A 14,713-nucleotide genomic window follows, 5' to 3' on the forward strand; every position below is an offset into this window, starting at 1 on the left:
AGGTTGGGTGCAACGCCATTGCGCCGCGCAACGATGGAAATGCTGGCGTGATCGTCTGATCGTCTGATCGTCCAGCGTCTCCTCGACGATCCGCAGCTTTTCGGCAGCAGTCCAGCGGCGCCGACGACCGCCATCGGTGATGATCTCAATCTCAGACATAAGCACGTGCTCAGGCATATACCTAAGCCTCCATGGCTATGCCCAAATGTCCGGTCGAAACGGGGGCCAGTTCAGCACAGCACTCCCTGTTCGCGTACTACCGCTGCAAAAGAAGACCGTTGGCCTTAGGCGAAGGGGGACAGACGAGTATCAGTGGCTGATGCCAATGCTATGTAAAGAACCGATGCGCGATGAAGGATCAGCGGAAGATTGTTTACCGACTGAGGGCAAATATGTGCTTCGTTCCGCATAGCATAAGTTCATGTGGTGCGCAGCGAAGGGCAGCTATTGATTTCTATGATGCCTCAACGCTTGGTGTTCGTTGCAGGACCCGATAGACGGTCGGCCGCGACACATCGAACAGCTCGGCCAGATCGCTGATCGAGTAATCTCCTGTGTCATACATGCGCCGAAGCTCTGTTTGGCGTCGATCCGACAGCTTTGGCTTTTTACCCTTCAGCTTTCCCTTCGCACGGGCAACTGCCATACCCTCTTTGGTCCGCATGCGTATCAGGTCGGCTTCAAACTCGGCGAAGGTAGCAAGGATGTTGAAGAACATCTTTCCCATCGGGTCGGTCGGATCATAGACTGAAGCACCCAAAGCAAGCTTAACCCCTCGTTTCGCCAGCTCGTCCGCGATGGCACGAGCGTCCGGAACCGATCTCGCCAGCCGGTCGAGTTTCGGGACCACCAGTGTGTCGCCGGTTCTGACGGCGGCCAAGGCCTGTGCCAGTCCCGGTCGGTCACGGTTTGTCCCGGTCAAGCCGTGGTCAGTGTAGACGCGTTCCTCAGCCACATCGAGATTGCGAAGGGCGACCTTTTGTGCCGCGAGGTCCTGTTTGTCGGTCGAGCACCGGGCATAGCCCACGCGGGTTTCAGACATGGGTGCCTCCTTGGAACATGACTTAGCGAGATTGGTGCCGGGCGCCTCTCGTTTGTAACGCAAAAGGTCCGGTTAATGATAATATCATCGTACCATCTAAATGAGAATCAGTTTTGCCGTCAAACACAGGGTTCGGCTCGGAGGCGGTTAGGCGTCCGTTGAGCGATCCCCTTTCGGACGCGTCAAGGAATGCGAACCGAGTTGGAAGGGTAGGCTCCCCATGGGGTGGGATATGTCGGATTCGACCGAAGCTCCCTTCGCGGCTCTCTCCGAGGACCGACGTCGCGGAGGCCATGGGCGCTGTCCGTTTACCCGCATGTGCGCACCCGACAGCCGCAGACGCTTTACCTTGTGACCGGTGCTCTGCCCCCTGAAAACTGGACCGTTTGAAACTGGAGTTTTCGGTTAACCTTCCCTGGCTGGGAGAGGAGCTGAAGACGATGAAAGCATCGAGGTTCACGGAGGCGCAGAAGGCTTTTGTCCTGAAGCAGGGCGATCCGCGTGGCCTCGTCCCGCGCACCAGGCGTGTCGATGATCAGCCAGTCGAACCCCTGCCCCCGCAACGTCTCGACGGCCTTGGATGTCTATCAGCGCGGGTCAGGCCCGTGACTAGATGCAGGTCATCCGTTTCCTGACGCTGCCACCATTTGATAGGCGATCCTCGCGGGTCGATTCCAGCAAGGCCATGCGGCCCCACCCAGTCAATTCTGCCGCGATCGATCAGGCAATGGTGGACTTACTACTGTCGCCCTTCTAAGTGGCCAGGCCGATCATTTGCATGGCTGTTCACCGGCACGCTTCCACATCTGGTTTATTCCTCGCCTAATTATTTGTGCGTTTGAGCCCTCTCGCGGGTTCGCAGATGCTCAATCGTCGTCGCGGTTGATCCGCCGCGCCGGCAAATCGGGCATCAAGCCCTCCAGAGCGGGCTGTGAGACGGGCGGAAGGCCTTCGCCTGATGGCAGCTGCTGTTCACCCGCAAACATGGACGGTAGGCGCCGCAGCGGGGCCTGGTTGCCGAGTTCCTCGCGGTCAGGCTGTTCCCGCTCGGGGACGTAGACCTTGGCGCTGAATAGGCTGTAGCGCAGCCCATCGCGCGATCCGTTCCATGCCACCCGATCATTCACGACATAGGCGTTCACCGTTCCGCGCCCGCCGATGCGGCGAACCTCGATCCAGTTATCTTCGGCCAGGATCTTGATCGCATCCCGCAAGCGCCGTTCGGAACAGTTCACCAGTTCCGCCAGCGCTTCCTGCGAGATGATGAACGCATTCTGGTCGTCGATCTGGGCCGTGATGACGTGCATGGCGCGCGCGGCGATGGGCGATCGGGTAATCAGGGCGGCCCATGCCTCATGGGCGGCACGCTCGGTCTGCACCCAGCTTCCATAAGGCTTTCGGGCCGGCAACTCTGGAAGATTGTTCCTGTTCATGGCCTACTCGTTTCCTGTTGTGGGAAACATGTTGCCGCCGAAAACGGACAGGCGCAACCCACAACCGGAAATGGGTTTCCCAAAACTGGCCATCCAGCGGACGCCGGTGTCCGCGACGGGGGACGCTGTCGTCCCAAAACCGGAAATGCGCGGACGTCCACGTCCGGTGAACCGGAAACCGGCGTCCGATATTCTGCCGATTCTGTCAACGATTTCAGGCATCGAAAATTTCCGCCTTCTAATGATCTAACGATGCACCGGCGTCAGGCCGTGTCGGGCGAAGCAGCCCACAGGTAGCAAGTGCCGACCGGCGCGGACTGACGCCCGCAATCAGCCCGCTGATTTGCACTTTAATCGCCTCGGGCGCTGCGGGGCAGGGGGTTGGTCAGGCAGGAAGGGGGAAGGGGCTGGGGAATAGGTGACATCCAGCATGACCCCTAATGCAAAACGCCCAACTGGGCCAGGCGCTGCGGTGTTGAGAGGATTGGATCAGGCGCTAGCGCAGATCTTGTTACCCACCAGGATCCAGCGGGCCACGGCCGCGTCGGCAATCTTCTGGATCGCTTCGCATTCGGTCAGAAGGGCCGACAACGTCTCGTCCATCTCGAAGAAGGCTTCCGGCGAGTTCCTGAATGCGGCCGTCGGGGATCTCGACTTCGATCATGCCCGCGGTGGCTTGCGTCGCAGGTTGCGGCGCGGACTGGGCTGCATATTTGCCCCACGGGCCCGTGGGCTGCCCTTGGGCAGACGCCGCGGTGCTGGGCTCGACCCGGATACCGGGCGAAGGCTGCGACAAGACGGTGGTCTGACCGCTACCCTGCTGCGGCCGATCAGGCAGCGTCGATGCAATCTCTAGAAGGCGGCGGGCATCATTCTTAGGCTTTCAGCATCCGCGCGCCGCGCCGCGGCCATTACTTCCTGATAGGTTATTTTCGGTATCCCGCGGTAACTGATTAAGGGCAATTTAAAGGGCCTCCAGTTTCTCTTTCACCTTATCATAGAAGCCGTGATTTATTAGATATAATACCGAATTATTGGGTCCCGAGCGAGTAAATTATCAGGTTTGGCGCCATTATTTGCACGGCCTTCCTACATATTTCGTGAGTCGTCCGACCGCCCCCATTTCATAGAGCGGACAAGGCCCCACGCTGAGAAGATTTCCAAGGCCAATACAGACGGCAGAAAAAATCATGCGCGCGATCACGAAGACAGCCAGCAGAACGGAAATAACGATTAAGGCCGATATTAGCATGAACGCGGACAGAAAGGCCAAGGCGGTTGCGGATATCCAAGGATGCTCTGTCGCGACCTCCACAAGGTTGCATCGATCGTAATACAGGAATTTTTTAATTCGGAATATAGAATAGCTTCTTTCGGGAAAATTTTCGTTGAACCAGTTTAACATGTGAGGCACCCAGGTTAATTCTGACATGATGGTACCCGCTCTCAAATCCCGCAAGAAAAAGCGCGGGCTGGGCGGGGGCCGAGGTTCCAGAACACCGCAATTTTGTGACGGGCCGGGGCGGCCGTTTTTGGTGCGCGTTTGGATTGCCCCGGAGGGGGCCGGGGGCCGGGGATCGACCCAGGCCGGGCGCCTCGGGGCGGGCTTAGCGAAAGGTCCCGCGACCGGCCCGCAGAGTGTAAAACTTACACTTCCATTTCTTGCCAATGATACCCTCAACACGTAGCGCGGATGGGTGCAGAGGGCGGGAAATGCGGAATGTAAACATTACTGCTTCGCCGCTTCGTCCCTGTTGATCGGAACGGTTCTCAAGGCGAAGAAAAGCGACGTGCGCGACGGCTCGAAACACAGCGCAGATGCAGGAATGCAATTCCGGTAGACATCGGCCATATCCTGCAACTGCAACAGCCCTTTCCGTCTTAGCTTCGTCCCGCCGCATCTTGCCGCGGCTTCCTGTTTGACTGCACGATGCCTGATGCCCCTGACTGGCAAAGTCGGCATTGCGATTGTCAGAACAAACGGCAGGGCTGACAGCTTAAGAGAATGCGTTTTAGGAGGTACAGATGACAAATGATGATAGCTATGGCATTTCTACTACAGAAGAGTATGCGTAGGCTTCCGCGGGATAGATAAGGGCCCTAGAAACTTCTCTCGTCCAGATTATGCGTGTCATTTCCCAAGGTTTGAAGGGCAAAGAAGCGTATGAGCATATTTCCCGCGGTTTGCGCGAAGATGCTTAAAGCCTAAGAATGATGCCTGGTTTGCAAGGCAAAGCACTCCGTTCTCAATTGAATGGCCTTTCTGCTACTTTTGAGCAGCCGCCCCGGGGCTGATACTAAAAACTCTGCTCGTTTATTTGCGCCGGAAAAGTTTGGCGTAACGACGAATTTTTATCTATCTGATGCGCCTACTTTCGGGATGCGTTCGTAGTGCCCGGCAGGGGTCGGCTAGGGGCCGCCCCTTGTTCGAACCATCCCTAGAATGCGGCCATTGCCAGCACGACTAGACACAGGGCGAAAATAGCCATGCATCCATTTTCTTCCCCCCGAATTGGGCCAATCGATATTTTTAGCTTCTGCTTTTGTTGCATCGGTATCTCCTGCTGTGAGCATAAGGCGGGGATAATTGCGCCCTTGGCCTTGGAGATACCGGCGGCCCCGGCATCGTTATATAATAGCGATTGAGAAAAGACGCAGCTGGCAGGGAGTGCAGCTGGACGCCCGGCGCCCGCATTGCGCGTCTAGCCCCCCGACCCTGTCTCACTGGGCAAGCCCGTGCGGCCGTGGTTCACGACGGTCATCGACGATCACTCGCGGGCGGTGACGGGCTACATGGTGTTCCTGGGCGCGCCCTCGGCGCTGAACACCTTACTTGCGCTGCAACAGGCGATCTGGCGCAAGACGGACGCTGCTTGGGCGGTCTGTGGCATCCCCGACGTCCTATACGTCGACCATGGCTCTGACTTCACCAGAGTCCACCTCGAGCAGGTCGTGGCCGATCTCCGCATCCCGCTGATCCACTCGGCTGTGGTTCGCCCTCAAGGCCGGGGCAAGGTCGAGCGCCTCTTCTGCACCATCATAACGGAGCTTCTGCCCGAGCTGCCCGGGCACGTTGTCGGGGGTCGGCTGGCCAGCACGCCGCGGCTGTCGCTGGCTGATCTCGACTATGCGATCGGCGCCTTTGTGGTCTGCACCTACAACTTGCGCCCTCACTCGAGGACCGGCGAGGCCCCGCGCGAGACTTGGGCCGCGGGCGCCTTCCTGCCGCGCGTGCCCGACAGCCTGGAGGAGGTTGACCTGCTTCTGGTCCAGCACGCCAAGCCCAGGATCGTACAGCGCGACAGCATCCGCTTCGAGGACCTGCGCTACGCAAGCCCGACCCTTGCCGGCTTCGTCGGCGAGGCGGTCACGCTCAAGGACATTGAGGCGGCGCGGCGCGCGCACCGTCTGGCCCTGCGTGCCGGCATCGGCGAGCGGATCGCGCGCGTGGCCGATTTTCTGCTCATCTCTGGTGGCCCCGCCCAGACCGCGGCTCCGCGGGACCCGCCTTCGCGCGCTCGGACCAGGCTGCGCCTTTACGAGGAGGACTACTGATGGCCAGCCTGACGGAGGTCGAGCGCGCGGGCGCCTTTATCGCCACCAAGGAGAACCGCCGCTTTGTCGAGTTCGCCACTGTCGTGCGCCGGCACCGCACCATCGGCCTGTGCTTCGGGCCCGCAGGCGTGGGCAAGACCCTGTCCGCGCGCCGCTACGCCCACTGGGACGAGGCCGAGCCGATGATCGACGGGTGGGGCCTGAGCGTGGACGCCTGCACAGCCCTCGATGAGAAGCTCGCCCGCACGCGCACGGTGTTCCATACCCCGACCATCACCGGCACGCTGCGCGATCTGCGCGACGCCGTGGTCCAGAGCCTTGTCCTGGTCAGCGCCTGCATCGAGGCGCAGATCAAGCGTGAGGGCGGCACAGTGCTTCGCCGCGACCATAACCGCTTAGTCGAACCGATCATCATCGACGAAGCCGAGCAGATGCAGACTGCCGCGCTCGAGCTCGTGCGTGATATCTTCGACCGCACCAGCCGGAGTGTGATCCTGATCGGCATGCCAGGCATGGAGAGGCGCCTCGCGCGCTACCCCCAGCTCTACAGCCGCGTCGGCTTCGCCCACCATTACCGCCCCCTCACTAGCGACGAGCTCAGTTTCGTCCTCAACCGCCACTGGCGCCGGCTCGGCCTCGAACTTGACGAGGCCGACTTCACCGACGCTCAGGCTATCGCCTCGATCGCCCGCATCACGGGAGGCAACTTTCGCCTGCTCCAGCGCCTCTTTGTCCAGATCGGACGCATTCTGAGGATCAACGATCCTCAGCACCATCACCGGCGACGTCGTCAACGCAGCCCGCGCAGGCTGCAGGGGCAGGGTGTGCGGTTGCGCTCCCTGACCGAGGCCATCGACACCGAGACGGCCACGGGGCGGCTGATGTTCAACTTTCTGGGCACGATCGCCGAATACTTCCTGGATCTGAATCGCGAGCGGACGATCGAGGGGCTTCGGGCTGCCGCAGCGCGCGGGCGCAAGGGTGGCCGCCCGCGCAAACTGGCCGACGAGGATCTTGCCGTGGCCCGGGCGCTGCTCAGGGACCCTACGATCCCGGTGGCCCAGATCGCCGGTCGCCTCGGCGTCAGCCGCACCACCTTCTACACCTACTTTCCGCAGGCGCGAACACGGGGCCTGACACAAGGGGCAGACAAGCCCGCCCTTCCGGGCTAGAGTCGCGGCTCCACGCCACCCCATGCCTGGATACTGCCCGTTTCGTGGCTGGTTCTCAGCCGGGGATGGTCATCTTGATCCTCTTTCATGGCAGGCATGTCCCATGGTCCGAAACCGCCGCGTCGACCTCTTCTATCATGGCTACGAGGAGAAGGCGCTGGACCGGCCCTTTGGTCGGTTGCAGTCGAGGCTGCACCTGACGGCCCGGACTGCCTATCGCGGATTGCGGCGCAAGCAGCTCTATACCGGGTTCTATACGGCCTTCCGCAACCTCAGGCAGGGCCTGGAGCAGCTGGGTTGCGACGTTCACGTCAACGATTTTGCCCATGCGCGCCGAAATCCCGGCCAGGTCATCGGGATCGCAGGCTTCCCCGAGGTCTACGACCGGGTCAGGCTGCCCAATCCGGCGGTCTTTGGCCCCGGCTACGTCCCGCGCCCGGCCGAGCTGGAGGCCATGACCGCCCATCTGAATATCCGGATCTTCACCCAGCCCTCGGAATGGTACTGCCAGATCTGGCGCGGGCAGCTGGGCGACCGCGTACAGCCGATGTTCGTTCCGATCATCGTCGAGGACTGGCCCGACCTGTCGGCCGAACGCAAGACGCATGACGTCGTCATCTACGACAAGATCCGCTGGCACCGCGACGAGATGGTGCCCCGCCTGCTGCATAGGGTGCAGGATCACCTGCGGCTGCGCGGGCTCAGCTCGGTCGTGTTGCGCTATGGCGACCACCAGGTGGCCGATTTCAAGGCCGCGCTGCGCGCTGCGCGGTCCATGGTCTTTCTGTGCGAGCACGAGACCCAGGGCCTGGCCTATCAAGAGGCGATGGCATCGGGCATCCCGGTCTTCGCGTGGAACGAGGGTATCCTGGTCGATTCGGTCGAAAGCCGCCTGGCCCCCAAGGGTCTGTTCGCGCCCTCGGTGCCCTATTTCGACGATCGCTGCGGCATGACCTTCACCGAGGCCACGCTGGAGCCGTCATTCGACCGTTTCTGGGCATCGCTGCCCGAATTCGACCCCCGGTCCTACGTCATCGAGGAGCTGAACGCCAAGCGCAGCGCCCGCGCCTATCTGGACCTTCTGGACTTGGCCGTGCAGGCCTAGCAGGCAGCTGAACCAGTCGCTACGGCGGAACGGTTTTCTTGGGGCGGGGGCGCCTGCCTCCAACTCTCGGCCCGTCGGGCTGCAACCTATGCATGGCTTGACCTGCCACGAGCTTTTCATCCAGCCGCAACTGAATGCTGGTGGTCATATACGCCGATCGGCGCAATTTGAGCAATCGCCCGGTGCGTGGAGCAGCGGGCGATTGCGGCGGTAAGGTGCAGAGTGAAGCCTGCAGGGGTCTGGTCGCTCACCCCGCAGGAAAGCCAAAGAATGGAAAACCGCCATGGCAGACACCATCGCGCGTAATGCTTCTTTGCAGGCTGTTTACGAAGGCAGCGCCTTGGCCTCGAAGTTGTCGATCCAGCGGTTACGCGTCACGCCGCCCAAGGAGACGCCCCGCAGACCGACATGTGTTCCCATCGGCGCGTCCGCGGGGAGAAGCACGGCCCCCGCCCGGCTCTTCGGATCGTTCTCAAGGTAGGTCAGGCCAGGCCGCGTCTGCGGATAATAGCAGACGAGCTCGCCAATTCCTTCGAAACGCCCACAGGTGATCCGACGTCCTTCTGCACGGAAGAAAACCCTTGTGCTTCCCGGTCCAGCCCAACGTCCGAGATGCATAAGGATGCCGTTCTTCATCATACTAAGCACAAGCCCGTGGCCCGTGCTCGGTGCGTAATCCTGACGCCGAAAACCGATCCAGTTATTCTGATCCTCCATGCGCATGATGACAAAGCCATCCGTCCAGTCGCCGAAGCTGACCGAGACTTCCTGTTCGCTGGTTCCGAGCGATCCCATGTCGATCATGGGGGTGGGATTGGAGGAGACGGGGATGGCGGTATAGCCGGACGTAAAATCGCCGGCCGTCGGGTTGACGATGGTGATCGCGTTGGCATTGCCCTGCAACAGCCGGTAGCCCGGCGTGTCCGACAGGGGACCAGCTGCCCGGTCGAAGTTGTCGTTGATGACCGGCGAAACCCGCTCGGACGGGATGACGACGACCTCATGAGGCTCGTCATGCGTGACACCCCAGGCATCGGTCACACGGATGATCACTTCATAGACATTATCGCCATTGGCATCCGCCGGGCTGCTGTGGCTGCGCACGCCGTTCCCGGCCCATTGCAGACGCTGCATGGACGTGCGGAAAGACGCGGCATCCGCACCACCGACGATGCTGAGCGAGGACGCCACTCGGGTCGGCCGCAGACGGTGCGCAAGAGGTTGGCCATCGACGGCCTCCAGACGGGTCCGGGACAGGAACCGGATCGGCTCCTTAAGCGGCGCAAACGGGGGCGGGACGTCGGCGATCTGCTCGGGCAGGTCCGGCCATTTCGGTTCCTCGCTCGGACCGTCCATCTTGTGAATGGCCAGGAACTCCGGGTCGAACGATGCCAGGGTATAGTCGATGTGGAACCAGAAGCGGACATGCGTGAAGCGATCGCCGCCGGGGAACCACACCCGCGTCTTCCAGGTGCCGTTGTCATTCCAGCAGCCCCAACGCTGCACGACCTGTTCAGTCTTCAGCTTGCCGAAGTGACGCGGACCCTTGTTATCCAGCGATAGCTGGTTCGGGAAAGATTCGGACGACTGGTGCGAAGGCCAGGGGTGATCGCCGGTACTGTCGCGGATGATACCATAGACCCGGCCCTGGTTGCGACCTGCCCCGCCGTTCAGCGTGAGGTTGATACCGGGCGAGGCGGCGCCATTGATGCCGTCACCAAGCGTGAAATAGGGTTTGTCGCCGGGCCTCACGATGGGGAAGCCAGCCGGGTGGTGACGACCAAAGCCCTCGGTGCCGTTTGGTGCAATCGCCAGCGGATACGGCAGGGGCAAGGTCGCGCTGTCGATGCTCTCCATGTTCCGAACCTTCCACTGACCGGGGTTGGCAGGGTTTTGGACCCAAGGCCCCATGCTGTCACGGGCGCGGTGATCGCCCGATACGTTCGACCAGCCGCTGCTTTCCGGGTGGGTCACGTTTTCATAGGTCACATCGATGACGTAGCCGTCAAAGTTCAGTCCGGCGCCGTTGCTGAAGCCAGTGCGGTAATTGCGCATGTGACCGTTGGAGAAATTCCAGTCCCAGGTCACGACACCAACCCGGATGGCGACCGACGAGGCCATCATGCCCTGGGGACCCTGCCACAGGAAGTCCTTGAAGTAGTAGCGGCTGGAATACTGCGACACGTCGAACGCGAAGGGCACGTTCAGACAGTGGAACTCGTTGACCAGCAAAGGCACGCTGCTCTTACCGCTCTCGCCACCTGCGCGGTGAAAGACGCTGAAGCCGATGCGGCAGGCATGGGCCTCGTTGTGCTCCATGGGCGGGATCTGGGCCTGGTTAAAGCCGATGCCCTCATCCTCGAACGTGTCATGGTGAGATCCGCCACCGGTCAGGATGCCATCGAACAGCGGAATATCCTCGGCCCGAAGCAGACGTGCCTGGCGCGTGGATTTCTGGTGATGCCACAGATAGGCAAAGCGCGAGGAGCCGGCGATGTTGCCGTGCATCCTGATCGCCCGCGACTGGTTCTCATAGGCGACACCGGCATGGCCGTTGTGGTTGGTGTAGCATTCCGAGCGCGAGCCCCAGTAGCTGTGCTCGCCATCCCCCCGACAGCCGGTGACCACGTTGTTGACCCACTGGCCGGTCTCGTTGCCCAGCTCTGAGACCATGCCCGCTCCGCGCACGTTCGAGATCACGCAGTCTTCCATGGACACGCGGCTGCCGTGATGCGTCATGGCCCAGCCAGGGATCGGATGACCCCCGATGGGTGCCCAGGACGAGACGCCCTTGCACACGGTCATCGGGGCTGCGGCGTAAGGACCGCCGCACCAATGGAAGTGCACGGCATAGCGGCCGCGCACGTTGATCGGGTTGGCGATCGGCGTGCCACCTGCAACATCCAGCAGTTCCACCATGGTCGGGAATCCGCCGGCCATTTCGATCCGGTACGGCAGGCCGTCAACAAAAAGGGTCGGGTCTGTCGAGGTCCGGGACATGTTCTTCGTCTCGAAATACCGCACGTCCAGATCGGGACAGCGGTGGAACATGGTGTGGGCACGTTTCTGCAGATCCGTGATGTCTGCGTTCGGATCCAGCGCCCCGTCTTCCTCGGCCGAGGCCGAACGGAATTGGATGGAGCGGGAGACGTTCGCCACAACGGGAGCGACCATGATCGCCTTGCCGTTCTTCAGCGTGCCGACCATGCCGGTGTGGGTGTATTGCAGCGGCGCGTTCAGCGTGACGATCTCGCCGTCGATGGCAGTGATGGTGCGTTCCTCGTCCTGACCGAATTGATAGCTGTTCAGGTGGAGCTGTTTGTAGCCCTGGCCATAGCCATAATAGGTTTTCGGACCGGAATACTGCGGATCGCTGCTGACGGGCTGCACATACTCGGTGCCCAAGATGACGATGGTATCGCCGACCTGCCAGTTCGAACCGCCCATGTTCTGGACATAGAGGGTGGTGTCGCCTGCCGCGGCCGAGGGTACGGTCTGACCGACCTTTGCTCCAAGACGGCGATGACCGCTCTTCTGGGCGCCACGGATGCGGGTCGGTCCCATGAACATGGCGCCCAAGCGCGTCGTGGCGCCAGGAGCCTGGGAGGCGTGGAAGATGATCTCATGTTTGGGGCCGGGCGTGTCGGCCTCACGGGTGTCGGTCAGGTTCACGACGCCCATGGTCATCCAGTAGTCAAGCCGGATGCGGGTCCTGGTCCAAGTCGCCAGCTCGAAGGTCGCGCCGAAGGGCACCAGCAGGTCTTTCAGGATCACGTCGCTGAAGGCGTCATAGATCGTCTTCATGCCGGGCGTCAGGCTGACGACGGCGCCGGCACCGGGCACGGTTCCGGTGTTCCATATCTTCGGATCGGTCCAGTTGCCCGGCGCCACGACACGGTGGGTGACGCCCATGATATGGGGATGCGTATCCGGGTCGATCAGCTCGTTCTGACCCTCCTCATAATAACGCGCCGGGACGATGTTCGGCTGGCCGATGATGCTTGTCCTGCGCAGGGGTGCGCGGGTCGCATCGACGGCTGCCGGCAGGGTGCGGCGGTTTTCCCAGACACCAGACTCCAGATTGTGGGTGATCTGGATCTCGGTATCGCTCGGTATCAGCGTCGCCACGACCTCGTCGTCGGGACCTTGGACCTCTTGCAGAGGGCCGGGTTGTCCATCGCCGCGATCAGCCAGTCGCCAAAAGATCTTGCGTGCCATGAGTATGTAATCCCCTACGCTGGAACAGCGACAAAGCCGTCTGCGGTCATGCTGTATTTCATCAGTTCTTCGGCGGACGCAGGAAGGTCAGCCCTGTCGATCGTCAGGACCGCTTCCTGGACGGCATCCGGCAATGTGCCGTTCGCGGCGGTCCATCTGGCCGCATAGACCTGCTCTGTATCGCCGGGAATCGCACCGCCCACGAACCGTCCATCAATGACGGTGATCGGGCTGCCGTTCCTGGTCGCGGTCAGGGTGACAGTCGGCGCCGGGTAGCCTGCGGTGACCAGCGGGGCCGTCAGAACGATGTCGTCGCCATCAATGGCGATCATGCCTTCTGTCCCCAAGGTGGGGGCCGTCGTCGCCGCGGTGATCATCAGGGCCGGGGACGTTGCGACAGCAGGTGACCCGACACCGTTCGACCAGGTGACTTGCAGGCTGATGGCTTGTCCAGCGCGGCCCGTCGTGTCGAATGTCGACTTGGTCGCGCCAGCGATCAAGACACCGTCAGAGAGCCATCTGCGGGCCAACTTGGGCGTCGGGTTGCCCGCTGCGGCGCCGGGACTGGCGCTCAGCACAGACCCGGCCACCGGGCCACCTCTTATGGTCGGCTGCGTGACGATGGCCGGGGCAAAGGTGGCAAGCACCACCACAAGATTGAACGCATCTGTGACGCTCTGTCCCGCGATGTCCGTCGCGGTGACGGTATAGGATGCATTGCGCGCTGCCGCAGTGCTGATGGTCAGGACGGTCCCATCAATGGTGACGCCCTGATTTGCAGGGCTGACAGCATAGGTCACGGCATTGGCAAAGTGCAGCGACAGATCGATCGTCACATTGCTGTCGCCGACCCTCAGGCTCTGATCGGGCAGCGGTGCGGTGACGGTGAGCATCGGGGCCGTGATCGTCAGCGCAAACGTCAGTGACGCGCTGGCCCCGGCCGGGTTGATGCCGGTCACCGTGACGGTGCGTCGGGCCGCTGCCGCGGTCGGGTTGACGGTCAGGATCGCACCGGCCACCGTGACACCGGTCATGTTTGTCGGGCTGATCGCATAGTGGGTCGCGCCGCTGAACCTGGTGACCAGATCGATCGTGATCGGGCTGACGCCAACAACCTCGACCAGATCGGCAATAGGGCTGATGACCTGTGGCGCAGAGGGCGGATTGCTGATCAGGCTGTTGCCTTGCGCATCCAGCAATGCGGCCGGCTGCATGCCGAAGGTCACCGCGGTGATGGTGTCGAACAGCTGAATGTTCAGGCCATCAATGATCCTTAAAGACATATCAGACCCCCGAGACGAGAACGACGTCGGTGTCCCGCTTCTGATTGGCAGGCAGCGCGATATATTCGGCAAAGGTCGTGACCATGATCAGCCGTGACCGGGTCGCCTCCATTGCCGCGATCCGGTTGGCCTCGCTGATCTTCTCAAGGGCGCCCAGGGTGATCGGATTGGCTGTCGCAATGAACAGGTTCTCGATCTTGTGGACGGAAACGGCGAATTCGTTGAAGATCTCCACCGACCAGCTGCTGGTCGCGCTTTTCCCTTCGCCGTTCACGATCAGAGGCATGGACCATCGGCCATCCGCGCCGGTGGTTGTCTCGACCCTCTCCGTGACGATCCGCACGTTGCCATCGAAGATATCGGACCCGGTCAGGGTGGCGACGACCTTGCCCCCGGAGATCAGGTTAAGTTGGGCATCCTGAAGAACACCGCTGACGGTTGATTTGCTGGGCATCGGATGTCTCCGTGAAAAATGGCCCCGTGGAGGGGATCAGTGTGATTCAAGCCGGATAGGCAAAGCCAAATGAGCAAGGTGGTGGCACGATTAGCGTGCGGGAGACCGTCGGATTTCCGCGTGACACGCACTCACGTGCAACCTGCGCAACGTTCTCATGAAGCCCCCATAACCGTTGCGACCGAAGTCAGGCCGTATCGGGAGATATTGGGACAAAAGAGGTTAACTCCCCCATAATGCAGCGGGCGTTGCTTGCGCAGGTCTGCATGTAGAGTGCCCCCACTGAAGTGGGGGCACTCCACCGGTGCTCTGCCCCCTGAAAACTGGACCGTTTGAAACTGGAGTTTTCGGTTAACCTTCCCTGGCTGGGAGAGGAGCTGAAGACGATGAAGGCATCGAGGTTCACGGAGGCGCAGAAGGCGTTCATCCTGAGGCAAGGTGAGGAAGGCAC

Annotated in this window: 8 protein-coding genes and 1 pseudogene; 3 read left to right on the forward strand and 6 right to left on the reverse strand. The window is 61.4% G+C overall.

The window, feature by feature from the left end:
- The 3 genes and pseudogenes from ABS73_RS16285 to ABS73_RS16295 form a co-directional block, all read right to left on the reverse strand.
- Positions 1 to 177, reverse strand: a pseudogene (locus ABS73_RS16285) (transposase); the annotation flags it as partial.
- Between the two features lie 277 nt (positions 178 to 454).
- Entirely contained in the window at positions 455 to 1,042 is a 588-nt protein-coding gene (locus tag ABS73_RS16290) for a recombinase family protein (protein ID WP_277021039.1), read from the reverse strand.
- A gap of 866 nt (positions 1,043 to 1,908) precedes the next feature.
- Entirely contained in the window at positions 1,909 to 2,475 is a 567-nt protein-coding gene (locus ABS73_RS16295; RefSeq protein ID WP_286693560.1) for a hypothetical protein, read from the reverse strand.
- Between the two features lie 2,736 nt (positions 2,476 to 5,211).
- Here ABS73_RS16295 and ABS73_RS16300 point away from each other — a divergent pair.
- The 3 genes from ABS73_RS16300 (at position 5,212) to ABS73_RS16310 (ending at position 8,307) form a co-directional block, all read left to right on the forward strand.
- Positions 5,212 to 6,030, forward strand: coding sequence for a TnsB C-terminal domain-containing protein (locus ABS73_RS16300; RefSeq protein WP_277021045.1), 819 nt, complete (start codon positions 5,212 to 5,214; stop codon positions 6,028 to 6,030).
- Positions 6,030 to 7,202, forward strand: a complete 1,173-nt coding sequence (locus tag ABS73_RS16305) for an AAA family ATPase (RefSeq protein ID WP_277021047.1) — start codon at positions 6,030 to 6,032, stop codon at positions 7,200 to 7,202. The genes ABS73_RS16300 and ABS73_RS16305 overlap by 1 nt, the downstream gene beginning before the upstream one ends.
- Positions 7,203 to 7,305: 103 nt before the next feature.
- Positions 7,306 to 8,307 (forward strand): glycosyltransferase, encoded by a 1,002-nt coding sequence (locus ABS73_RS16310; RefSeq protein ID WP_277021049.1) that lies wholly within the window; start codon positions 7,306 to 7,308, stop codon positions 8,305 to 8,307.
- Between the two features lie 324 nt (positions 8,308 to 8,631).
- Here the strand turns inward: ABS73_RS16310 and ABS73_RS16315 are convergent, their stop codons facing one another.
- From ABS73_RS16315 to ABS73_RS16325, 3 genes are read right to left on the reverse strand one after another with little or no spacing between them, the layout of a single operon-like run.
- The gene (locus ABS73_RS16315; RefSeq protein WP_277021051.1) at positions 8,632 to 12,525 is read right to left on the reverse strand and encodes a hypothetical protein; all 3,894 of its coding nucleotides are present in this window, start codon (positions 12,523 to 12,525) and stop codon (positions 8,632 to 8,634) included.
- A gap of 14 nt (positions 12,526 to 12,539) precedes the next feature.
- The gene (locus ABS73_RS16320; RefSeq protein ID WP_277021053.1) at positions 12,540 to 13,808 is read right to left on the reverse strand and encodes a hypothetical protein; all 1,269 of its coding nucleotides are present in this window, start codon (positions 13,806 to 13,808) and stop codon (positions 12,540 to 12,542) included.
- Between the two features lies 1 nt (position 13,809).
- Complete coding sequence (locus tag ABS73_RS16325) at positions 13,810 to 14,262, reverse strand: hypothetical protein (RefSeq protein WP_277021055.1); 453 nt, start codon at positions 14,260 to 14,262, stop codon at positions 13,810 to 13,812.
- Positions 14,263 to 14,713 lie beyond the last annotated feature (451 nt).

Source organism: Paracoccus sp. SCN 68-21, from assembly GCF_001724535.1.
GTDB classification, from domain to species: Bacteria; Pseudomonadota; Alphaproteobacteria; order Rhodobacterales; family Rhodobacteraceae; genus Paracoccus; species Paracoccus hibiscisoli.